This window comes from Shewanella violacea DSS12 (assembly GCF_000091325.1).
Lineage (GTDB): Bacteria > Pseudomonadota > Gammaproteobacteria > Enterobacterales > Shewanellaceae > Shewanella > Shewanella violacea.
In genome coordinates this window covers 1710247-1733969 of the sequence record NC_014012.1, presented here as the reverse complement: position 1 = coordinate 1733969, position 23723 = coordinate 1710247, and the positions used below count along the sequence as shown (strand labels likewise).

18 protein-coding genes are annotated in these 23723 nt (G+C 42.1%); 9 read left to right on the top strand and 9 right to left on the bottom strand.

The window, feature by feature from the left end:
• Nucleotides 1–41: 41 nt before the first annotated feature.
• Nucleotides 42–920: a phosphate/phosphite/phosphonate ABC transporter substrate-binding protein gene (locus SVI_RS07035; protein WP_013050793.1), complete on the bottom strand. Its 879-nt coding sequence runs from the start codon at nt 918–920 to the stop codon at nt 42–44.
• A gap of 314 nt (nt 921–1234) precedes the next feature.
• On the opposite strand from SVI_RS07035, the gene SVI_RS07030 reads away from it, so the two are divergent.
• The 9 genes from SVI_RS07030 to SVI_RS06985 all read left to right on the top strand — a co-directional run bounded on the left by SVI_RS07030 (nt 1235) and on the right by SVI_RS06985 (nt 12537).
• On the top strand, nt 1235–2545 hold the full coding sequence (locus tag SVI_RS07030) for a SpoIIE family protein phosphatase (RefSeq protein WP_231847778.1): 1311 nt from the start codon (nt 1235–1237) through the stop codon (nt 2543–2545).
• Nucleotides 2546–2665: 120 nt separating this feature from the next.
• On the top strand, nt 2666–3058 hold the full coding sequence (locus SVI_RS07025) for an ATP-binding protein (protein WP_013050790.1): 393 nt from the start codon (nt 2666–2668) through the stop codon (nt 3056–3058).
• A 408-nt stretch (nt 3059–3466) separates the two neighbouring features.
• Complete coding sequence (locus SVI_RS07020; protein ID WP_013050789.1) at nt 3467–3808, top strand: STAS domain-containing protein; 342 nt, start codon at nt 3467–3469, stop codon at nt 3806–3808.
• 87 nt (nt 3809–3895) lie between these two features.
• On the top strand, nt 3896–4114 hold the full coding sequence (locus tag SVI_RS07015; RefSeq protein WP_013050788.1) for a hypothetical protein: 219 nt from the start codon (nt 3896–3898) through the stop codon (nt 4112–4114).
• Between the two features lie 381 nt (nt 4115–4495).
• Nucleotides 4496–6088: an oligosaccharide flippase family protein gene (locus tag SVI_RS20695; RefSeq protein ID WP_013050787.1), complete on the top strand. Its 1593-nt coding sequence runs from the start codon at nt 4496–4498 to the stop codon at nt 6086–6088.
• Nucleotides 6078–7121 carry a glycosyltransferase family 2 protein gene (locus SVI_RS07000; protein WP_013050786.1) on the top strand — a complete coding sequence of 348 codons (1044 nt, stop codon included), beginning with the start codon at nt 6078–6080 and terminating at the stop codon, nt 7119–7121. Before SVI_RS20695 ends, SVI_RS07000 begins: the two co-directional genes overlap by 11 nt.
• A 297-nt stretch (nt 7122–7418) precedes the next feature.
• Complete coding sequence (locus SVI_RS06995) at nt 7419–9530, top strand: WecB/TagA/CpsF family glycosyltransferase (RefSeq protein WP_041419763.1); 2112 nt, start codon at nt 7419–7421, stop codon at nt 9528–9530.
• 142 nt (nt 9531–9672) lie between these two features.
• Complete coding sequence (locus tag SVI_RS06990; protein ID WP_013050784.1) at nt 9673–11085, top strand: nucleotidyltransferase family protein; 1413 nt, start codon at nt 9673–9675, stop codon at nt 11083–11085.
• 66 nt (nt 11086–11151) lie between these two features.
• The gene (locus SVI_RS06985) at nt 11152–12537 is read left to right on the top strand and encodes a CDP-glycerol glycerophosphotransferase family protein (protein WP_013050783.1); all 1386 of its coding nucleotides are present in this window, start codon (nt 11152–11154) and stop codon (nt 12535–12537) included.
• 603 nt (nt 12538–13140) lie between these two features.
• Here the strand turns inward: SVI_RS06985 and SVI_RS06980 are convergent.
• From SVI_RS06980 to SVI_RS06945, 8 genes are all read right to left on the bottom strand, one after another.
• Nucleotides 13141–14097 (bottom strand): DHHA1 domain-containing protein, encoded by a 957-nt coding sequence (locus SVI_RS06980; RefSeq protein ID WP_013050782.1) that lies wholly within the window; start codon nt 14095–14097, stop codon nt 13141–13143.
• A gap of 128 nt (nt 14098–14225) precedes the next feature.
• On the bottom strand, nt 14226–14867 hold the full coding sequence (cysC, locus tag SVI_RS06975; protein WP_041419762.1) for an adenylyl-sulfate kinase: 642 nt from the start codon (nt 14865–14867) through the stop codon (nt 14226–14228).
• A 139-nt stretch (nt 14868–15006) separates the two neighbouring features.
• On the bottom strand, nt 15007–16734 hold the full coding sequence (locus SVI_RS06970; protein ID WP_013050780.1) for an SLC13 family permease: 1728 nt from the start codon (nt 16732–16734) through the stop codon (nt 15007–15009).
• A 142-nt stretch (nt 16735–16876) separates the two neighbouring features.
• On the bottom strand, nt 16877–18295 hold the full coding sequence (gene cysN, locus SVI_RS06965) for a sulfate adenylyltransferase subunit CysN (RefSeq protein WP_013050779.1): 1419 nt from the start codon (nt 18293–18295) through the stop codon (nt 16877–16879).
• A 111-nt stretch (nt 18296–18406) separates the two neighbouring features.
• Nucleotides 18407–18745, bottom strand: a complete 339-nt coding sequence (locus SVI_RS06960; protein ID WP_041419761.1) for a four helix bundle protein — start codon at nt 18743–18745, stop codon at nt 18407–18409.
• Nucleotides 18746–18859: 114 nt separating this feature from the next.
• Complete coding sequence (cysD, locus tag SVI_RS06955; RefSeq protein WP_041419760.1) at nt 18860–19765, bottom strand: sulfate adenylyltransferase subunit CysD; 906 nt, start codon at nt 19763–19765, stop codon at nt 18860–18862.
• A 572-nt stretch (nt 19766–20337) separates the two neighbouring features.
• Nucleotides 20338–21231 carry a UTP--glucose-1-phosphate uridylyltransferase GalU gene (gene galU / locus SVI_RS06950; RefSeq protein ID WP_013050776.1) on the bottom strand — a complete coding sequence of 298 codons (894 nt, stop codon included), beginning with the start codon at nt 21229–21231 and terminating at the stop codon, nt 20338–20340.
• 79 nt (nt 21232–21310) lie between these two features.
• Nucleotides 21311–23254 carry a nucleoside-diphosphate sugar epimerase/dehydratase gene (locus SVI_RS06945; protein WP_041419759.1) on the bottom strand — a complete coding sequence of 648 codons (1944 nt, stop codon included), beginning with the start codon at nt 23252–23254 and terminating at the stop codon, nt 21311–21313.
• Nucleotides 23255–23723: the final 469 nt, after the last annotated feature.

Genomic DNA, 23723 nt, shown 5'->3' with positions numbered 1-23723 from the left:
CTCCCTCTTATCACTAAATAATAGCAATAAGGGACCCTTGATTATTCTTCATTGTTCTCTAGGGGCTTAGAAAAATCCCCTAGACCTAAGGCTCTCACATCATCCCAATCACGACTAGTGGCGGCTTCGAAAGGCTTAAATCCAAGTCCTTCCAGTAACGCAGCTCCTGCTTGAGTCGAAGAAAGTTGGGTGAATTTTTCGGTTAATTCTTCTTTGATAGCAAGAGAAACTCTAGGATGAATAGCCACTGCATGGGGTGTATATCCTGGGGTGACCCAGAGCACTCGCAGCTGGCTGGTAACCTCTTTATCCATGGTTTTAAAGGTTCTCTTGACCCCTCCTCCACCAGCCACTAACCCTTGGGCTACGGCTAGATAAACAGAATCATGTGAGCCAACATACTTAATTTGATTATCGATGCCTTTTATCTTCAAGTTAGCTCTGGGCAACACGCTGGCGGCGAACGCAGCACGAGCCGGAAAGGCCAGTAGTTCCCCATTAAGATCTGACAATGACTGGGCTGTCGATATTTTCTGAACAACAATAATCCCTTTTATTTTCTTACCTTTCTCTTTTACCAGAGCCTGATAACCGGGGGATTCGTTAAATACAGTAAAATGATAGGGATTCATATAAGCAATATCGTACTCCCCCTTGGCCAAGCGCTTCTCAAAGGTGGGAATATCGGGGGCTGTCGCAAAATGCAATTGATAATTTGCATTTTGCGACAAGGCTGCCAGTAAGGGAGACCATTTTCTTGCGAGCATACTGGCGGCTTGTTGCGGCACCACACCAAAAGTGAGAGTCGATAGCTCTGTCACTGTGTGTTTTGTATCAGCTGCTTGCGTCGTGAAACACCACAAAAAAAACAAGACTATAGGGTAGAACAGATACGTGTTGAGACATTGTGATATTTTCATTATGCATATCCTTACCAGCAACTACCTTAGATACTGGAGCAAAGCCTATGCCAAATTTCAACCGGATTAATCATAAGTGAATCAAAGTCCACATCAAAAAATTTGGCGACAACATCCTTTTCCACAATTAAAGCCGTTAATTAAATATGTATGACTCTTTTGCATTTTGCAATTTTTACCTTTGCAGATATTGAGCAATCATCATCTCAAATATTACTTTTTATATATTAACAACAGCATAGGATTATAAGCTTAGGCAATGGCACAAAGATTGCCTTTATTTTGGTACCATATATAAGCTAATGAGTCTGATTATGACTTCAAGTGCTACACATGGAATGTCCACAGCTGCAGTCCCGTTTCGATTAGACACACTTTCAGTCTTACTGGTTGAAGATACTAAGAGCGAGCGCGACTTTATTGTCAAGCTACTGCAGAACATGGGAATGGACGTTACTAGCTGTGCCAGCGGCGAGGAAGCAATCGAGTTATATCAAAGCCAGATGCCAGATATTGTGATCAGTGACTGGCGTATGCCAGGTTTAACGGGTCCCCAGTTATGCCAACGACTTAAAAAGACACAGATCCCGCCATATATCATTCTATTAACCGCCAACAATCAGGCAAAACACATGGTAGAAGGCATTGAATCTGGTGCCGATGACTTTCTCACCAAACCCTTTATACCTAGTATATTGAAGGTAAGGCTGCTAGCTGCGGCCCGCATAGTTAAGATGCAACAACACCTGACCGATAAGAACATAGCGCTCAACACCGCCCTATCCAAGGAGCAAGCTTACTTAGCACAGGTTCAAAAAGATTTAGATAGCGCCGCCAGACTACAGGGATCATTGCTACCGACATCGAGCAAGCTTATCAATCAATGGAGCCTAGCAGCCAGGTTTCAACCGGCACAAGATCTCGCAGGCGACATATTCCAATGCTTTAGTATCGACGACTCTCATTTAGGTTTCTATCTGCTCGATGTCACCGGACACGGCATTGCAGCCTCGATGCAAAGTTTTACATTAGCCCAGAGGCTCAGCTGTAAGAGTTGTCACTGGGACAGCTTAGATCCTGCATTAATTGTGACTGAGCTTAATGCAGACTTTGAGGATCCTGAAAATGCCGGCCGCTTCGCCACATTGATTCTGGGAATCGCCAATACTGACAGCGGCCAAGTAAGAATGACCATAGCGGGACACCCACAGCCAATCTTACTCGATAACGATAGCGCGACCATGATGAGTCTGGACTCAGGTTTGCCCCTGGGAATCGACAATCAATTTCAATATCAATACAACTCCTTCTTCTTAAGTAGTAACCAACACCTGATGCTGTATTCAGACGGTTTATATGAGTGCCAACACCCCAACTTTGGCCAATTTGGCCAACAGAGGCTAGTCAAGACCTGCTCAGATGCACACCAATTATCACCGGAGGATTTGTTGCACCATCTCAGTCACGCCCTCGAACTCTGGCAGCAAAATTCACCTCAGGATGATATATCAATGATGATAATTTCTACCGCAAACCTAGATACATCAGAAATGGACATAGCTCAGTATCCTGCTGAGAATGAAATGACTATCCAACCAATTTTTCAAGATTCTAGCCCAACATAATATAAGGATAAATTATCAATATAAATTAATCATGACTCAGCTGTATCTATAAAACCTTGAAATATGATCTCAATCCGAACATTTGATATGAAAAAGTTAGCCAGGCTAGTTGGAGGCAATATGAATAGCATGCAATTAAATCTATCTCAAAAAATCTGGAGCAGTAAGCTCTTATGTGCAGAGCTTGAGCTGTTTTTGCAGCAAAACAGCGTGCTTACCCAGCAGAGATTTAAAATCATAACCTGCATTCTTGAGGCATTATCCAACGTCTTAGAGCACACTGATAGCCGTCTGGAGGAGGTCGTGGTGATTCTGCATTGCAATCAAGAGGTCATCACCATAGATCTGCTCGATAATTCACCCTACACCCCCATAGACGATCAGGTAGATTGCCCCTCTCCCTTCTCTATCTCGGGAAGAGGCTTGTGGATCATACAGAACTGGATGGATCAGATGAAGTTTCAAGCATCAGTTGCAGGCACTCACCTCAGGTTGAGCCTATTGAGAAGCTAGTCTCTTCTCTTTTGTCGGAAGGCTTTAGCACTCTATGTTCAGCAAGCCTCCCGACTATAATCGAGCCCACAAAAAACACACTATCTGTTGGTGGCGCTTTAAGTGCAAGATTATCAGATAAGCATCTCGACTAGCATAGGCCCCATAATTTCAAGCCTTTCAAACAATCACCTTATCTATGGTCCCAAAATAAAATCAAACAGCCATCTCGCCCATAGAAAAGTAAAGGTATCCAGCTTTGCAAATTGCAAAGCAAATCATCTAAGAACAAGATATTTAGTTTTCTATCCTGACACAAAGATAACTTTTAAGTGAAAATTCAATTGGTTAATACTTGGCCCGACTTGTGCTTTATTAAGTTATTAAGTATCCATCATAAACAAGATGATTCTTTTAAAGGAGCTAGATATGAAATTCTCTCCCTTGGCACTGGAAAACGCATGCTTAGTCACCTTACCTAAAGAGATGATTATGGCTCAGACCCCCACACTCAGAGCCGCGATTTCACGTCAAATTGAAACCGGCAGTACCAAGCTGGTGATGGATCTGCATCAGGTGGAATATATTGACTCCAGCGGCCTGTCTATTCTGGTCTCGGCACACAAGCTCACCCAGAAACATTCAGGAGAAGTGATTTTACTATCACCTTCGGCTGGCGTACGCGCCCTGATAGAGCTCACACGATTACATCATGTGTTCACTATTTTTGAAGATAGAGAGGCGGCAATCGAACATATATGTAGCCAATAGCGATAGACAAAAATTAAACACAAGCAATGAGAGCAAATTAAATTAAGAGTTAACACTTAAGAATAATAGAATATCGAGGAGCTAATTATGGAAGAATTAGATGGCGATACACTCAAGAGACTCATTGTATTTCTCTTGCTGAACCTGGCAGCCGTCGTCAGTTTAGTCATGCTCGATAATGAAGATAGAAACCTGTGTACAAACAAAAACGACACAGTAATAAGTCAGCTAAGCTCCACCGAGTCAATGAATACTAGAACCTGTCTCTACTATGGTGGGCGTACCCTTCATGAGAGAAAAAGATAGGTCAATCCTGGAACATATATCATCAAACAAAGCCTCTCCTGGCTCTCCTGAGCAACATTTAACGGGAGTAAAAACAAGCCTCGACACATAAACTATTCAATCTCAGCAGATACGGCCCCTAATGTGCTTTGTGCTTTGTGCTTTGTGCTTTGTGCTTTGCATTTTGCAAAAGCAGCCAGCCCTGGTCCGCAAACGAGTAAATATTTGCAAACAGCGAAATATTATCGACTACAGACTGATAGGGGAGACAAACCAAAAGACAAAATAAAAGTTAAGTTTCAAACTCTTACGTGAACACCTTACAGCTGGCATTGATTATGTATAGATCTACATAGACAAACCTATTTAGATTTAGTTTATCTCTATATTGAGGATAACTCGATGCCTACACTTGACCATGCCCATCAGGAAAGCAGAAATGGCTTCAGTAAGAGTCTTTTCTCGTTTGGTTCGGCACAAGTGCTGGGACGGGTCATTAGGTTTGCATCTAGCATCATCTTAGCTCGTCTGCTTACACCTGAAGTCTTCGGTGAAGTTGCCATCATACTTACATGTTTCGAACTCATCAGTGCCCCGATCAGACGCGTCACTTCAGTTTCTCTGCTAAAAATGGATAATAAAACCTTTCATACAGCCCTGCCTATCGCGAATAAGATAAATTGGTTCACCGCGATTATTGCATTTGTTGCCATGAGCTTACTCAGCTGGCCTCTCGCATTATTCCTTCAGGATCAAACCTTGATCTTGCCTATGATACTCATGGCAACAAGCTATTTATTAACTCCCTTCGGCATGCTTCATGCGACTTCTAACCTAAGAAACAAATTGCCTGTAGTCAGTCGAGCCCTTCTGTGGCAAACCATAGCCAATGGTGTACTCACGGCCAGTTTAGCTTTGCTCGGTTTGGGGATCTGGGCCATTATCATACCTAAGGTAATAGTGATCCTTATATGGGTCGGGATCCACAGGTATCATACCCCCTTAGTTTATGGCTCAGACTCCCAGCGTCCTCCGGCCGAGCACTTTTATTTCCCAAATAGCGCTATCAATACACACTCAGGAATAGAAACCCTAAAAGTGTCACATCAGGTAGCCTGCCTGCCAATAATTGAAGACGAAACAGGGCAAGACGATATAAAAAACCTCGCTATAAGCATAAGACTCATCGCTAATTTGAGGGTTTCAGAAGAGATAAAAAAGATCACTCACAAACTCACCGAGCGCCGAGAACCAACAAATGAGATATTTAATTTTGGGACTCATATTAGTTTACATGATCTGAGTATTGCCCTAAGAAACAACCTAGATTACCTACTTGTGGGATTTTTTCTCGGACTAGAAGCACTAGGAGTTTACTTTTTTGCCGTTACAGCCAGCTTAGGGCTCTGTAGTGCTATTGTGCAGGGATATTCGAGTGATATTAAACCTGATGTCTACACTAATAAAGATGGCGATAGATACATAAGCACCAAAAGCGAAATTAAAAGTCGTTACTGGTACTCCCTTTCGCAGCTCCTCAAAATCACAGTTCCGATAATAGTGCTACAAGTTGTTTTTGCATCTGCCTACCTGCCTTTTGTCTATGGCGAGCATTGGATCCATGCCGGAGCATTTCCCATATTTATTATTTTTAGCTTATGCGCTCTTATTAAACCTTATAGTGAAGCCGCTAGTCAGTTATTGACCAATCTAGATATGCAAGGAGTTGACCTTAAATTCAATCTGGGTTTCGCCTTGTTATTAGTCCTCACTATTGGATTTTTCAGCCAATGGGGACTAAAAGAAGTGGCCTTAGGTGTCTTCCTCATTCAACTGATCACCACACTGACTGTCACTTACTACGCGCAGTCTTTCTTTTTAAAATCAAATATACACACCAACAAAAATTGCAGTAGTTCAAATAATAAAGAAACACTTGATACAAATAAAAATACCGCAAAAGAATTTGAACCGGAGCTTCCCCATGACGCCTAGAGTTTCGGTAATTATGCCTATCTACAATGTGCAGCATTTCGTCAAGAGTGCCATTAATTCTGTATTGATGCAGTCATTTACCAACTTCGAACTGATCCTAGTTAATGACGGCTCTACAGACAGAAGCTTAGAGATATGTCATTCAATACATGACCACAGAATTAGCATCATTAATCATACAGAGAATCAAGGTTTGGCCGCAGCAAGAAACACAGGTATTCGTCATGCCATAGGCAGATATATCGCCTTTCTCAATTCTGATGATATGTGGCATCCGGCTAAGCTCAAGATGCATGTGGAACACTTAACTCAATCACCTAAAGTTGGGATCAGCTTTTCTCGCTCCAGCTTTATGGATCATAGAGGCAGATTAATTCACTTTTATCAGATGCCGCAGCTGACAGGGATCACTGCGGCTAACTTACTGTGCCGCAATCCTGTAGGCAATGGCTCGGCTCCTGTTATCCGTCGTGAAGCACTCAACGACATTCGTTTTCAGGCACTAAACCATAACGAAAATTACACCTGTTACTTCGATGAGCGCTTCCGTCAATCTGAAGACATTGAATGTTGGCTCAGAATTGTAGCGACCACTGAATGGAAGATGGAGGGGATCCCCGCTCCTCTTACCTTTTACCGGCTCAACCAACAAGGCGTATCATCAAATATCATGCAACAGCTCTCCTCTTGGGAAATGATGATCGATAAAGCGAAACAATTCGCGCCAAAGCTATTAAGGCAACATGAGCAAGATGCAAGGGCTTACCAACTCAGGTATCTCGCGAGGCAAGCGATACGAAGTGGTCAAGGTAAGAATGCGATTAAGCTAATTCATCGCGCCTTGAGGATATCTCCATCGATATTAATGGATGAAACCAGTAGAACATGTGTCACCTTAACTGCGGCTTACCTGCTCTGGCTGCTACCTTCGGCTCTCTATAAAGTCTTTGAGAATATGGGCCAATATTTTATGGGCCATGTTCAAAAAAATCGAATAGGTAAAGATGGGGTTAAATCATCTTTAATCTCATAATTCATCTAGTAGATCACCAATTTCCAAAGCGCTTTGCGCATTGCAACCTCTCCACGCAAACTGCAAGGCGTCACTCCCCCACAAGAAGTAAATAAGACTAACCATATGTAATAAAATGAAAAAATACATTTTAAAACATGGCCTGAGCTATGCATTATTTAATAATGAATCAAGATAGATTAATAAATAGCCAAGTATTGATTGATAGTACTGCGCAATAAATGCTGAAGCAGGTAATGAAGACTCAAGTTCCGTTCATATCTAGTATTCTAAGCCATAAAGAATAAGGCAGATATCATGCTCTCAGAGACACAAGTTGAAGCCAAAAGTATCTATGACAACGCCATTAGGGCGGTCGATATATCAATGGCTTTATTACTCATTCTTGCTGCCGCTCCAGTGCTAATTCTAAAATATCTCTATCGCAGGTATCGATATGGCGCTGCCATTGAACGAGTTAGCATCTATGGTGCCAGCGGGCAAACGATAGGCTTATATCAATTTACAGGAGAAGGTATTTGCTGTCATTGGCCTCACTTATTTAACTTGCTGAAGGGAGAGCTCTCACTGGTAGGTAGCGAGTTTGAGTTTGATTTCAGATCGAATACCAGTATGACACTGGTAAATGAAACTCAGAAAATTCAAAAATATCAATCGCAATTTAAACCCGGAATACTCACCTTTAAACAGATGTACCTAAGAGTCGGCCTCAATTTCGAAAGCCAAGGGGCTGAAGTGTCCAAGGCACAGAAAAACCCTCAGAGTTATTTATTGGCAGCATTAAGGATCTTACTGACTAAAGTATTTATCACTAAAAAATCAGATACTTCCCTAGCTAAAATCCCCCTACTAGGCCTTAAACTAGATAATTTAACCATGAACGACATGCTGGAAAACATAGTTCAGCAGGCATTAACTCACCAACAAGCTAGACTCAATCCCCTCTCGGTAGATAAGCCCATAAACATGCTGCAATATGCGTTCGTAAATGCCGATTGTTTAAACATAAGTGCTAAAGACCCTAGCTATCTCAGATGTTTACGAGCGAGTTGCCATATGGTGTTTGCCGATGGTTCAGGAATACGCTTGGCGAGTCAATGGAAGGGCTACTCACCTAAAGATAACCTTAATGGCACTGACATGTTTCCTAGATTATGTGAACGGCTATCAAATGAAAGACTATCACTTTTTCTTCTCGGTGGTGAACCCGGTGTTGCCGATAAAACCGCCGAAAATATCCAGAGAAAATACCCTAATTTACAGATAGCAGGAACACACCATGGTTTCTTAACCACGCCTCAGCTTAATCAGGCTGTAATAAATCAAATAAACGACTCAGGAACCAGTGTATTACTGGTGGCCATGGGAGTTCCTCAACAGGAGATCTGGCTTGAGGCCCATCGAGATAAACTCAAAATTGGCGTCGGGATAGGAGTCGGTGGATTATTCGACTTTTACTCAGGAAACATCAAGCGAGCCCCCTTATGGGTGAGGCAACTAGGTATGGAGTGGATATGCCGACTCACAGAGGAACCCGCAAGAATGTGGAAGCGTTATATTTTAGGCAACCCACTCTTCTTGTATCGTGTTTTACTCGAAGTTTGTACGGATAAGCAGATAAGCGCTAATTCTATCAAAACACAGGGTGACCAAGCTTATTCAACCCGTGACTTTCAGAGGGAACCTGAGCTCAGAATAAAACCTGAGGAAACACAATTAAACGGCAAACTAGTTAACTTAACTAACCATCAAGTGCAGAACAAACTGGCAATAAGCCGCTGTAAGCGAAGGTTGGCGCAATTAAGACTTAACTCAAGATTGAAGCGGGGAGTCGATCTCTTCGGCGCAACCATACTTATTATCTTGTTACTACCTGTGTTTTTTACCATCTCGGTTCTCATACGCCTGGAATCTAAAGGGCCGGTTTTTTTTAGTCAGCAAAGAGCGGGAAAAAATAATGCCCTCTTCACCATGTGGAAGTTTCGCTCCATGTACCAAGATGCCGAAATGCGTCTCAGCAGACTGCAATCCACCAACGAGATGCCTGGAGGCGTCCTGTTTAAGATGAAAAAAGATCCCAGAATCACCTTAGTTGGTAGGCTGATCAGAAAGATGTCCATAGATGAACTCCCTCAACTTTGGAATGTCATCTGCGGAGACATGTCACTGGTGGGTCCAAGACCGGCACTGATATCTGAAGTGAAACAATATAGTCTCCACGACAGGAGACGATTAACTATTAAGCCAGGTATCACCTGTATCTGGCAAGTCAGTGGCCGCTCCGATATTCCCTTTGAGCAACAGGTTGAACTGGATGTTGACTATATATATCAACAATCTTTTATTACCGATATCTGGCTACTGATTAAAACCATACCCGCAGTCATTTTGGCCCGTGGAGCTTATTAATAACCGAAATGATTCATATGAGTAATAGTACTAAATCACATAAAGCACTGAGGTAATAAGGTCTACAACCCGAACCAAAATAGAGCACTAATATGGTAGTCAAGAAACTAATAACACAGACTTTTATCCGGGAGCCTAGCAGATGCAAGCCATTATTTTCGCAAATAGAACTGGCGATGAATTAGCCCCTCTAAATAGCCATTACTGCCCGGCCCTGCTTCCCATTGGGAATAAGGCTGTGATCGAATATACCTTAGAGGATATTGTCAAATCAGGTATTAGCCAAATAAAGCTAATCGTCTCCTCTCAAGCTAAAGAGATTGAACAGTATTTAGGTCGTGGTGAGAAATGGGGCCTGGAAATAGACTACTTCTTGAGTAAGCCACAGGAAGAGACAGGCCTAATTTTAAAACGCTTATCACTTGTAGATGATGAAAACTATCTACTGGTACGAGGCGATATTTTTCGTTCACCGTCTATTTCCCAGTTTATTGATTTCTCAATGGATTTTTCCGATGACTTTGTTCAAGCTAAGATGGCTAATCAAAATGCAGGCATGATGCTACTTCCCGCAGCACTGCCCTATATTGCCGATATAGACTGGCCTTTTTCTCCACACTTTGACAGCACCAGCGTAGTGACATTAGTCCTACATGGGCGCTGCTTTATGCTAGATAACTTTCGCTCTTACATGGACGCAAACTTAAGCCTAGCAACGAATGAGCTTCCATCACTCTCTCCTACAGATCGTAGTTATCTATCGGCAAACCCACAACAGGATTTTTATGTTGGTGCTAAAGCACATACCGGGCCCTTAAATCGACAAGATGGTTGGGGGATCATAGGTGAAAATAGTAGAATTGAAGATAATGTGCAGCTGAAGGAATGCATAGTGATCGGGAGTAACTGCCTGATTGATAAAGAGTCGATTCTAGAAAATAGCCTCATTCTCCCCAATACCTATGTGGGTGAGAAATTAGAAGTAAGAAATAGCATTCTATGTAAAAACTTACTGATCAACCTGCAGATATCTGGAGTTATTCAGATAAATGATCAAGCATTGATTGGTGCAAACGAGAGCCTAGCAAAACCTGGAGATAATAAAACAGGCTCTATAACCAAAGGCCTGCTATTCATTATACTGATATTGAGTTTACCCTTGTGGCCCTTCTTGTCGTTATATTCATCCATCAGAAATGCCTTTATTAAACAGGCTGAGCACTCGACTATCTCTGACACCTTTATCGATAATCTTGGGCTAACGTTTCAGGCTTGGAGATGGAATATTCCCGGAGCCATCATAGCCAGATTACCCCAGTTATATCATGTGTTAACCGGCAGGCTAGATCTTTTTGGTGACTCGCCGGAAGCAAGATATGCCACAGGAAAAGAGCTGCGTCGACTAGGAGTATTAGGACCGGTGCAGTTACTCCTTGACCGTACAGCTCCCGAGGAAGAAAGGCAATTGCTAGAGATCGAATTCGATGCAGATCCCAGAGCCACAAAATATCTACATCTGCTCTGGCGTGCTTTCGAGTACAAACACAAATTTTAAATCCTAACTCGTAGCTCGTAGCTCGTAGCTCGTAGCTCGTAGCTCAACAAGAATAGGAGAAGCCTGATGAAGTCCGTTATATTTTTACTATTAAGAAAAGCCATCTATTACATTTCGGGCCTATGTCCAAGATCCACTAAAGCCGTAATGGGAAGTTATCAGGGCAGGTTTTCCGATAATGCCAAATACCTCTACCTACACTGGCAAGAGACTGATTTTATTCGAGCCATATGGATAAGCGGTGACAACAAGCTAGTTAAGCAACTCAGACTTGATGGCTTTGAAGCCTATCATCGCAGAAGCATAGGAGGAATATTCCACTGCTTAACTGCCAAGTACTACTTATACAACTGCTACATAGGCGACATTAGCCAATACTTGGCCAAAGGTGCCGTCAAGGTTAACCTCTGGCATGGCTCGCCACTCAATAAAATACAATTCGATATCACCTCAGGTCCACTAGCAGTGACTTACCATGCAACAAGCTTAAAAACCAAGCTCTTCAATTCCTTAAAGTATCACCAAGCGTACATTAAACCCGATATCATGTTCAGTCCCAGCCCAGTGATGGATGCACTCTTCTCATCGGCGTTTAGACTGCCCATTTCTCAAATCCATCGAAGTGGAAATCCAAGGACCGACTACTACAGACGGTATCCTGAGAAAAAGCAGTCTATTGCGCAATTATTTAACCACCAATATAAGCAAGTGATCCTCTACCGCCCGACTTGGATAGCCCCCCCATTTAGCACCGAGATAACAGCTGAAAAAGAAACAGGGCTAAATACTGAGGAAAGCAAAGAAGCAAGTAAGAGTTCCATTGATATATTCGACTGGCAGTCTCTCTCTACTCAGCTACAAGAAAATAATCAGCTGTTTTTGATCCGCTTTCATCCTAATCAAGCCCATCTGGCTCAACAGCTTGATAGCTATGCCAATATCATAGATATTTCTCATTGGCAGGATATCTATAATATTTTTCATGAGGTTGATCTACTGATCACAGATAAGTCATCTTTGTGTATCGATTTCCTGCTCTATCAAACACCCACAGTTTTTTACACCTACTCTAATATTAGAGAAGACCAAGCCTCAGAAATAGTAGCCTCAACGAGAGCCTTAATAACAGAGACACAAGCCGGTCATATTAAAAGTGATAACTATAACCATGGCTATGACTATGTAGATAATTTACCCCTGTTTGGCATAGGGCAATCAAACACAATCGAGAAATTCGAAGACTTGCTCATTAAACTGAGAACCTATGATAGCTTCTATATCTCTGCCAACGAGAGCCGAGAATACAAGCAACTGACTCAATTATTCTGGCCGGAACAAGCCTGTGACGCCTTTGATACCATAGAGAAACGGATAGGGAATATATCGAATAAGATCCAGGTTAACCAGGAGGGATATAGACCTACTCCTTCACACCATAGACACACGCTTTAGCCGTGACACCTTATATGGCGGTTCTTCAATAGAGAGTGATTACCCACTTTTATCTAAGTGGGTAAGACAGGTAATAGGCAAATGCATAGGTGCTAGATTCAGTAGCACTGGATTAAGTAGCACTGGAGTTAGTCACTGACTCTGAGTCCATAACAGGGGTAACCTATCACTAAAGGTTATCAGCTAAAACTAAGGCACCACCTACGTGGAAAATCTTCAGCTATGATAAAGGCTTAGGCTTAGCTAAAGCCATAAGGCAGAGCTTAATGGCCATATTCAACAATATCTCCATTAAGCAGCGACTTACAACAAGACACGAACGACACGAACGACACGAAAAAATACCAGAATAGCCTTCTACTGATCAGTAAAATATCTGTTATTCCGGCTCGTATCAGGATAGATATTGAATAGAGTACAGGTTTATCATAAAAAACGAGTAAATACTTACTCACGTCAGGAGTCTTAATAAACAGCCTAGACCCTGGACTACCGACTAAAATAAAACCTTGTCATACTTAGCTTACATCTGAAAGTTAACATCAAATAGAAACTATAGCTTAACTTGATCTGTTTTCAGGTTAAGTCAGACCGAAAGGCAGCTTAAGTATAAAACTCTTCTACCGTTTTAATAAACCTAGCCAGTTCGGTCTTAGCTAATGCATTGATCCCTGCGGCAGCAGCCCTGCCACCGCCGGTATCGAATTGGCTACAAATGTCACCAGCTCCCAGCTTATTGTTTAATGGTGCTCGTAAAGATACTGTGTAGGTACCATCATTATTATCGGTTAACACCCCATGGGCAGAATCAGGCGCTTGGTTAGCCAGATAATTACCGTACACACCACTAATACGTCTCGCCCAAGCGCTATTGGGTAATTCAAAAACAGATAAAGGAACACTTCGATGGCTAGGCTCTATAACCAATGCCTTGTCCATATCTTGTCTATATGCGCTTTTAAGCTGATAGAAAGGTGAATCAGAATCGGCTATCACATCGAAAGGGTTAGGATACTTGAGCAAGGCTAGATACAAATTTGCGGGATGAAAATGAAGGTCTTGAGTTTTACTGCCGTAGCCATTGTAATTAATCAAGGTGCCCAGCTCATTCAACTGCTCAGCTTGGTCCTTAGACAAACCAGCTTTTTCAGCTAATTGTTCAGCTTTAGCAATAAGGTTATCACCGAAAGCTGCCGTGATAGCCCAAAGATGGAATTGCCCCTCTAAAAGCTGATCAATTATCAATGCAGTACAAGTATTGGCATCTAAATCTATATGGGCCTGCAAATGTTGATCTTGAGGTATATCACCGCATCTATGATGATCGGCGTAATACACACTTGCACCGACCTCGAGAGCATCTAACAGAGCGTATCGATTCTTCTCCATAGATATATCGAGTACAGTAAGTCTATCTCCAGACTTCACATTCACTTTCTCCAGTAACTGAATGTCACGTTTAACGCCTGTCACTAACTCACTCTCAATAGGGTTCGCCAATCTAAGCTGCAATAGAGAGATGATGCCATCTGCATCACCATTGAAGATATCGTAGTTCATTCACACCCTTTCGATTCTATTGTATTTCTCAGTAGGAGCGTGCTTTAGCCTAGATGAATTAAACATTCTCACGACGAAAGCCAGTCACACACTTTAACTGCAGATTAGTAATATTTATCAGCCTCTTCTTAGCTCGAAACTGCTTTTAAATAACCATAACTTTTAAGATAGTCTATCACTTGCTTCGCACATGCTTCGACAGACTGCTCAGCGGTCTTAATGTGTATCTCTGCACTCACAGGTAATTCATAGGCGGAATCAATGCCGGTGAAGTTCTTAATCTCCCCCGCGCGGGCTTTCTTATATAAACCTTTTGGGTCTCTTAGCTCACATATTGAAATCGGTGTATCGATAAAAATCTCAACAAACTCCCCAGCCTTTAATTGATTTCTAACCAGCTCTCTATCAGCCTGGAAAGGTGAAATAAAGGCGGTAGAAACTAGCTGGCCGGCATCAACAAATAGCTTAGACACCTCACCTATGCGGCGAATATTCTCGATCCTGTCTTGGTCTGAAAAACCAAGATCACCGTTTAATCCATGGCGAACATTATCACCATCGAGCAAGTAGGTTTTACAGCCTATATCATGGAGCATTTTGTCAACCGCATTGGCCAGGGTAGATTTTCCTGAGCCACTCAGGCCAGTAAACCACAGCACAGCTGGGCGGTGGCCATTACTCTCTACTCGCTCAATATGAGATACACTCGCCTGATGCCAAACGATGTCAGATGATTTTTCTTCAGTTTCAACTGTCTTATAAGGTGACATTAACAATCCTTGAATCTTTTATGCTAAGAGCTAAAAATATAAATTTCGTATTTAAACAATGACTTTCTATTGTTTATGTAATCTTGTACTCGCAACTCGAGACTTTCTTAGCTCTAGCCTTAACTCGCAACGGCTTTCATTAAAACGGGAAAAATACAGGTACGGCCATTAGCACTATGACGCCGTATGTCAGACTCACCGGCAATCCTACTTTTATAAAGTCGATTATTCGATAATTTCCTGCGTTATACACCATCAAGTTAGTCTGATAACCATAAGGACTGATGAAACTACCACTCGCCGCAAAAGCCACCGTCATAACAAAAGGTAATATGTCGACGCCAAAACCTAAAGCGATACTGTAGGCGATAGGAAACATTAACGCAGCAGCGGCATTATTGGTAATAAGCTCAGTCATCAACCAAGTCGCGACATAAACCAATATTAGAGCCAGATAGAGGTGATCTTTATCCGTTGTGCTATTCACCCAGTGAGCCACTAAATCAACGACGCCGGTATTAACTAATGCATGTGAAAGTAAGATGGCCGTAGAGACAATTAACCAAATATCGACGGGAAAACGCCTCACGACTTCATTCACATTGAGGCATTTACTAAAGATAAGTACCCCTAGGAGGAGAAGCATACCTTGCAGCATCTCTATTACACCTGTTGCGGCAAGTGCTATGGTAAATACAAAGCCGCCAATGGAAAGCCATGCCTTAGCACCATTGATGCGAACCTCTGGCTCAACACCACTAATAACAATAAAGTTTTTACTAATATTCCTGCGGCTTTTAAAGTCTTCACCTACGGCTAGGATTAAAAAATCTCCCGCCTTAATGACTACCTCACCCAGCTTGCCTGATATCTCTTCCCCGTCGCGGCGAATCGCCACAACTGCAGCATCGAACAATGCCCTAAAGCCTGAGCCTTTCAGTGTTTTATCTATTAATACACTTTCTTGCTTTATCACCACTTCTGTTAAATTTGAGTCCAGTAGGCCATTTTTCTCGGCAAACATCTCCAAACCCGAAAATTGACTCAACTGCATCATCTTAGTGATATCACCACTGAAGATGAGCCTGTCATTAAGCAGCAAGACTTCTGTCGGTGTGACTGGACTTATCAAGCGTCCGTCCCGCACGACTTCGACCAAAAATAGCGATTCAAGATGCCTAAGACCATTATCTTCAACCGAACGACCTATGAGTTCTGAGCCAGCGATAACTTTAGCATCGATAAAATAGCCCCTAGAACAGGTCTCTTTATGTTCTATATTGGGCAGCCAACGAGAAGCTAGTCTTAAAACCAGGCCGCAGCCTACTACCAACATAATACCTACGGCAGTAAACGAAAAGAAACTGAGTGACTTACTTGTGGCATCGATATAAAGGCTGTTGACTATCAAGTTGGTGGAAGTGCCAATAAGGGTGAGTGTTCCCCCTAAGATAGCGGCGTAGGAAAGAGGCAATAACAGTTTACTGGCAACATGATGTGGATTATTACGAATTGGCGATAATAAGGTCGCGACCACGGCCGTGTTATTAAGCATGGCCGAGCTTAATGCCGTAACTCCGAACAGTCTTATCCAGGTTGAATTGTAACTGCTCACTATCACCTTGGAAGCAATCACTCTGAGCAAGCGAGTTTTCTCTAAGGCGAAGGAGCATAAGATCAATAGGACCAGAGTCACCAAACCCGGATTGGACATACTCGACAGTAACTGCTCTCGAGAAACTAGATTAAGTCCGACCAAGACTAACAGAGCCACACCGAACACCACTGCTGGACGGCTCTGATAACGAATAAGCCCGGCAATAGTCGCGACAAATATTCCTATGGTTAAATATGCATCTAGAGACATAGATTCCTAATACTATGAACAACAAGCGGTAAGATATAAGCTGTAAGTTTTAAGCGATAAGTTGCTGGCAGTGAATCTAAAGTGAACAGTATTTAAGCTCTTTTTTACTTGTAACTTAAAACTGTTCACTTACCACTGATCTTTATCCCTTAGTAATATCCTTGGTTTCCCAATGTGGGAAATGCTTACGGACCAAGGCATTCATCTCTAATTCAAACTCTGAATAGCTATGCTTAGGCGATTGCTTAGATGAAAGTGCCTCGATAGGATTACGGATCATCCCAGCACCTACTGTCACATTTGTCAGGCGATCTATGATAATAAAAGCCCCCGTCGCCCGATTTACATCGTAGGCATCAAATTGAATAGGTGCAGTTACTGCAAAATTACAATTACCTATCTCATTTAATTCGAGTTGCTGTGCAGTTTTCTGCTCTAGTGTATTAACATCAACTCGATAATTAATAGCATCGGCATATCCATAGACAGATTTACTACCAACTTTAATGGCATATTCACGGTCCACACATAGAGGCGCTTCCGTCATCCAAACCACGTCAGCTTCGAAGTTACTGAGTGAATGTGGCTTATCGTGGGGACGGACTAACATGTCACCGCGGCTCACATCTATCTCATCTTCCAGAGTCAAGGTAACCGCTTCACCGGCGGACGCTTTATGCAACTCGCCATCAAAGGTCACGATTGACTTAATACGGGTCTCTTTATTAGATGGCAAAGCTACTATGGTATCACCCACTCGGACTTCACCCGAAGCAACAGTTCCGCAAAACCCTCTAAAATCTAGGTTGGGTCGGTTAACATATTGCACCTGAAAACGCAGAGAATCATTCTTATCTTGCTCGACAGAAACCGTATTAAGCAACTTGAGTAAAGTAGACCCTGGATACCAGGTCATATTCGCGCTTTCGTTAACCACGTTATCGCCCTTCAGCGCAGAGATAGGCACAAACCTAACATCTGAGAATGACAGGTTTTTAGCAAATTCACGGTATTCTTTCTTAATGTTCTGGTAAACGCCTTGATCGTAATCCACCGCATCCATCTTATTGATGGCGATGATGACATGCTTGATACCTAACTGAGAACAGATAAAGCTATGACGTCGAGTCTGCACTTGAACACCGTGACGAGCATCGATCAATATAATCGCTAAATCACAAGTGGAGGCCCCCGTAGCCATGTTACGCGTATACTGCTCATGACCCGGTGTATCGGCGATGATAAACTTACGCTGTTCAGTAGTGAAATAACGATAGGCCACATCTATGGTAATGCCCTGCTCTCGCTCAGACTGTAATCCATCGACTAGCAGTGCTAAGTCGAAAGACTCATCGGTAGTATTGAAGCGTTTTGAGTCTTTAACAATCGCAGCCATCTGATCTTCGAAGATCATCTTGCTATCAAACAGCAAACGACCGATTAAGGTAGACTTGCCATCATCGACACTGCCACAGGTTAACACTCGCAGCATATCTTTGTTTTCGTGGACTTTTAGATACTCTTCAATGTCTGAAGCAATTAAATTCGAACTTGTGGTCATACATACTCCATAGCAAAGACAAAGGAAATCTGATTAAGTTATAAGTGGTCAGTTTTAAGCCATAAGTAAAGAGGTTGACTAGAACTGACTCTGCTTATAAATTACTCTGCCTTAAATAATTTTGTTTTTTAAACTATTAATCATCGCCGATAACTCTCTAGTCTCAACAAGCCACTCATGGCCTTGTTGCTTGGGGAGATAACCAATATCGATGCCAATGTAAATTTGTGTCCTAGCTTCAGACAGCGAAGGTCTAGCTATATCTAAAAAACGTTTCTGTTCTTTAATGCTATCTCTGCTCATACCTTCGGCAATATTACTTGGCACCGAAAGTCCTGATCTAGTCAATTGGTCTCTAAAACCAAAATCTTTTAACGATGCTGTTGCTTTATAAATCTCAGCAGAAAGTCTCGCAGAGCGTTTCCATACATCTAAATTTTCAAAATTCATCATACATTCCTTGTATTTGACTTAAGACTCATATTTGGAATATTCAGACTTTCAGCTCTACACTTGTGCTTACAGCTTAAAACTTACGTCTTACAACTTATATCTAGCTTCCGGCTAGAAATACCCTTCCATCTTCTTCTTTTCCATGGAGCCGGAGGAGTCATTATCTATCACTCGGCCCTGACGCTCGGAGGTAGTACACAGCAACATCTCTTGAATGATCTCAGGTAAGCTAGTGGCTTCAGACTCCACAGCACCTGTTAGGGGGTAACAACCTAAGGTTCTGAATCTAACCATCTTCTCTTGAACCACTTCGCCTTCCTCGATAGGCATACGCTCATCGTCGACCATGATTAACGTACCGTCACGTTCAACAACTGGACGTGTTTTCGCTAGGTAAAGCGAGGGAATTTCGATGCCTTCAAGGTAGATGTACTGCCAAATATCCAGCTCAGTCCAATTCGACAGTGGGAAAACACGAATACTCTCGCCCTTGTCGACCTTACCGTTATAAATGTTCCATAACTCAGGACGCTGATTCTTAGGATCCCACCTGTGCTTACTGTCACGGAAGGAATAAACACGCTCTTTAGCGCGAGATTTTTCCTCATCACGGCGAGCACCACCAAAAGCGGCATCGAATCCATGCATGTCCAGCGCCTGCTTGAGGCCTTCAGTTTTCATAATATCAGTATGCTTGGCACTACCATGAGTAAACGGACCTACACCCATCTCGATACCTCTAGGGTTCTTATGGACAATCAGCTCGAAACCATGCTTCTTTGCCATCTTATCCCTAAACTCAATCATCTCCTTAAACTTCCAGTTCGTATCCACATGCATCAAAGGAAACGGGATCTTGCCAGGATAAAACGCTTTACGCGCCAGGTGCAGTAATACCGATGAGTCCTTACCGACTGAGTAAAGCATTACAGGATTATCAAACTCTGCGGCAACTTCACGCATAATTTGAATCGATTCAGCTTCAAGCTGTTTAAGATGAGTTAGATGTGTAGACATATCGACTTCCGCGTAAACCCTAATCAAACCCAGTTAACGACCACTATCTAAATAGTCTACCGATAACCAGAAGTATTTAACTTAAGAAGATAATAACAGCCCAGAAAAGGATTAGAAGTTATAAAAATCGTTTATCTATATCAAAATGAAATAAGAAGTGCAGAAACGATGTTTAATACAGGGTGGGAATAACTAAGATATTGAGGGAAGAGACGAGGGCTATCGTGGGCTATAGCAAGAGAGAGTAAGACAATACCAGGCTATTAGCTCTAAACGATGTGAAAGCTTGGGTGTAAACTGAGAACATTAATGTAGGGCTGTATAGCCAAGACAAGGATGAATCACCACATCAAAAGCTCAGTGCCAGTGCTCTACAACATCTTAAGTGACCTCCCCCATGAAATACATATGAATTATAGAAGCTGACCAGCTTAGAAGCAGCTTACTCGAAACTAAATATTGTGGCTGATAGTAAACTAACGGTGCTCTAAACCCTCAAAAACAAAAAGCCCGCTCTAAATAAATAGAAGCGGGCTTTAATTTATTTTTCAGTTAAAATTTATAGCTCAAAACTAAACTGAATCCTTAGCTAAGATTTTCTCCAACTGAACTCTAAACTCAGTGCCTAATTTTTCATTTCTTAGACCATACTTTACAAACGCAGTCATATAGCCAAGCTTATCACCACAATCATGGGCCTGACCTGTCATATGAAACGCTTCTACAGTATCGGATTCTATCAACATATCGATAGCATCCGTAAGTTGGATTTCATCCCCTGCACCCGCCGGAGTTCTTGCTAGTAGCTCCCAGATTTTTTCAGACAAGACATAACGACCTACAACGGCTAGGTTTGATGGTGTCTCATCTAGTGAAGGTTTCTCAACCATTTTAGAGATAGCCGTTGACTCACCAGCACAAAGCCTAGCACCATCACAATCGGCGATACCATACTTACTTACGTCTTCATCGGGAACGGGTGAAACCATGATCTGACTAGCCAAAGTAGCTTTGTAACGAGCAATCATGGCCGCTAGATTCTCACTGCTTTGGTTGGCTGTATATTCATCTAAAATAACATCGGGTAAAACCACAGCAAAAGGATTATTACCTATGCATGGTTTTGCACACAAGACGGCATGCCCTAACCCTTTAGCTTCACCTTGACGCACATGCATTATGGTTACGTCTTTTGGGCAGATAGCCTGTACTTCTTCCAGTAACTGGCGCTTGACTCGCTTCTCAAGCGTAGACTCGAGTTCATAAGAAGTATCAAAATGGTTCTCAATGGCATTTTTACTAGCATGGGTGACTAAAACTATCTCTTTAACCCCAGCCTTTACACATTCGTCGACAATATATTGAATTAAAGGCTTATCGACTAAAGGCAACATCTCTTTCGGAATGGCTTTGGTGGCGGGTAGCATACGAGTACCAAGCCCAGCGACAGGAATAACAACTTTCATAAAACCAAACCTTTTCAAACACATACTTAAAAAAAAGGCTCCTTATGATACAAAGGAGCCGTTAATATTGAATAATAGATTAAGAAACTAAAGAAATAACCTTGCCATTATTCACTTCTTGATTTTTCTGCTCGTTTTTAACTTTCCAAACTAGATCGCAAATACCATCAGTGGGATTGAAACCTGTTGGTGACTTGAGCAATATGTCACGAATCAACTCATGGTTAAACTCATGACATGCCATATCTAGTTTACTAAGAATGAGTTCCAACTCTTCCCAAGAAAGATAAGCTTCATTAGCAGTCATGATCCGCTCATGATCCGTACCAGTAACATCATCACCAATCAAGAGCTCTTCGTAGAGCTTCTCACCAGGCCTTAACCCTGTAAACACAATTTCGATATCCCCAGCCGGATTAATAGAATCTCTAACTTCAAAGCCACTTAAGCGGATCATCTTAGATGCTAAGTCAACAATCTTAACCGACTCGCCCATATCAAGGACAAATACGTCCCCACCTTTACCCATTGCACCAGCTTGAATCACTAGCTGAGAAGCTTCAGGGATAGTCATAAAGAAACGAGTTATTTCGGGATGAGTAACAGTCACTGGACCACCTGCGGCGATTTGTTTTCTGAACAATGGGACAACAGAGCCTGATGAGCCTAAAACATTACCAAAACGTACCATACAGAAGCGCGTAGAGTGATTCTCTTTCGACAAAGCCTGTAAAGACAGCTCTGCCATGCGTTTCGTTGTCCCCATGACATTTGTAGGTCTCACAGCCTTATCTGTAGAAATCAATACGAATGTTTCTACTTTGGCTGCAATAGCTGCTCTGGCAGTATACATGGTGCCAAATACGTTGTTACGAACTCCTTCTACAACATTATGCTCGACTAACGGCACGTGTTTATAGGCTGCGGCATGGTATACAGTTTGAACCTTGAAAGAGTCCATAACAGCAAATACACGATTTTCACGTTGTACAGAGCCAAGCATAGGTAAGATTTCTACCTCTAAGCCACTTTCCTTAGCACTAGCTGATAGCTCTTTTTCGATGGAATAGAGACCAAATTCAGATAACTCGAATAACACTAGCTTCTTAGGTTTCTGTTTTAAAATTTGACGACATAGCTCAGAGCCGATGGAACCACCCGCCCCAGTAACCATAACAACTTTGTCGAAGATATTGTCAGCAAGTAAATCTTGTCTAGGAGCTACAGCATCACGCCCAAGGAGATCATCAATTTCAACTTCTTTAATGTCGCTGTAGAGCTTATTCCCACTAACAAGATCCGCCATGGCAGGTAATGTTAGAACTTGAACAGCTAGAGGCTCTAAAGACAATAAAATTTCTTTCCTACGTAGACGTGAAGCACTGGGTATAGCCAACAGCACTTTAGTCGCTTGCTTTTGCTTAATCAATTTCCGTATTATCGAAGGTGAATGAACATGGACCCCCTGTATAACACTTCCATGAGTCGAGTCGTCATCATCGACAAATGCAAAAGGGTAGTATTCATGACTCTGCATAAGTGCGGTAACCAGTTGGCGACCACTTACACCCGCTCCATAAATAATGACGGGTTCACCTTCCTTCTTCATACCCGAGCCTACAACTGCGCGTATGATTCCTCTTGAGCCACCTATAAGCACGAGAGCAAATGCTGCGTATATAATAGGGACAGTTCTTGGTAGACCAAGATCTGCTAAGTAGGAGATAAACACTAAGCTGACTGTCGAAATCAAAACACCAATAAATATAGCAGTTAAAGCCTGTAAACTCAGATATCTAAGCACTGCTCGATACAGCCCTAATTTAGTAAAAGCCAAAATACTAATGGGGCTAACAAGTGCAATCAAAAACCAATATCCAGTATTAGTAATAGAATCAGTAGTATCGGTACGTACCATTACCGCTAGCCAAAACGAAAAAGCTAAACAGACAGCATCAATTCCAACACTGACAAGGCGTTTATAGGTGCGATCTAAAGAAAAGAAAACTTGCAAAAAATCCATTTTCCGCTCCGAACTAAAAAGGCTCAACATTTCAAATACAACTCAAGTTTTGATTTAATAGGGCATAGAGGAAGAATGATAGCACAAAATATTAAGCTCTCCTTAGATTCCAAGGATAATCGACACATAGAAACAGAACTGAGACATAACCCCCCCAGATAACCAACAACCAATGATTTATCAATACACTGAACCCACAGTTCAAAGGGGCATGGAGCCGAGTGTTGTCACGAATACCAAAGATATCGTTCACCCTTCTATGAAAAAATGATAACCATTTATAAGCAGTTAAATATTAAGGTGAGACTTACCAAACACTTACTAAGTTTGATAGATGATAGCTGCTTAAGTGTAAAACCGTAGTCAAAATAGTTAGCAGCTACGTAGCAACGCCTCCGATTACAACTAAGAATTAAACATTGCAAATTAACAGAATGAGTAACGCCAGAGGTAAGTTTAACCAGTCACG

Coding starts and splice junctions, on each gene's coding strand:
- galU (WP_013050776.1), bottom strand. CDS start 21,231: ATGAAAGTTGTTATTCCTGTCGCTGGGCTTGGTACTCGTATGCTACCC.
- SVI_RS07025 (WP_013050790.1), top strand. CDS start 2,666: ATGAATAGCATGCAATTAAATCTATCTCAAAAAATCTGGAGCAGTAAG.
- SVI_RS06995 (WP_041419763.1), top strand. CDS start 7,419: ATGCTCTCAGAGACACAAGTTGAAGCCAAAAGTATCTATGACAACGCC.
- SVI_RS06990 (WP_013050784.1), top strand. CDS start 9,673: ATGCAAGCCATTATTTTCGCAAATAGAACTGGCGATGAATTAGCCCCT.
- cysD (WP_041419760.1), bottom strand. CDS start 19,765: ATGTCTACACATCTAACTCATCTTAAACAGCTTGAAGCTGAATCGATT.
- SVI_RS07000 (WP_013050786.1), top strand. CDS start 6,078: ATGACGCCTAGAGTTTCGGTAATTATGCCTATCTACAATGTGCAGCAT.
- SVI_RS06985 (WP_013050783.1), top strand. CDS start 11,152: ATGAAGTCCGTTATATTTTTACTATTAAGAAAAGCCATCTATTACATT.
- SVI_RS06970 (WP_013050780.1), bottom strand. CDS start 16,734: ATGTCTCTAGATGCATATTTAACCATAGGAATATTTGTCGCGACTATT.
- SVI_RS06980 (WP_013050782.1), bottom strand. CDS start 14,097: ATGAACTACGATATCTTCAATGGTGATGCAGATGGCATCATCTCTCTA.
- SVI_RS07030 (WP_231847778.1), top strand. CDS start 1,235: ATGACTTCAAGTGCTACACATGGAATGTCCACAGCTGCAGTCCCGTTT.
- SVI_RS07015 (WP_013050788.1), top strand. CDS start 3,896: ATGGAAGAATTAGATGGCGATACACTCAAGAGACTCATTGTATTTCTC.
- SVI_RS07035 (WP_013050793.1), bottom strand. CDS start 920: ATGAAAATATCACAATGTCTCAACACGTATCTGTTCTACCCTATAGTC.
- cysN (WP_013050779.1), bottom strand. CDS start 18,295: ATGACCACAAGTTCGAATTTAATTGCTTCAGACATTGAAGAGTATCTA.
- SVI_RS07020 (WP_013050789.1), top strand. CDS start 3,467: ATGAAATTCTCTCCCTTGGCACTGGAAAACGCATGCTTAGTCACCTTA.
- SVI_RS06960 (WP_041419761.1), bottom strand. CDS start 18,745: ATGAATTTTGAAAATTTAGATGTATGGAAACGCTCTGCGAGACTTTCT.
- SVI_RS06945 (WP_041419759.1), bottom strand. CDS start 23,254: ATGGATTTTTTGCAAGTTTTCTTTTCTTTAGATCGCACCTATAAACGC.
- cysC (WP_041419762.1), bottom strand. CDS start 14,867: ATGTCACCTTATAAGACAGTTGAAACTGAAGAAAAATCATCTGACATC.
- SVI_RS20695 (WP_013050787.1), top strand. CDS start 4,496: ATGCCTACACTTGACCATGCCCATCAGGAAAGCAGAAATGGCTTCAGT.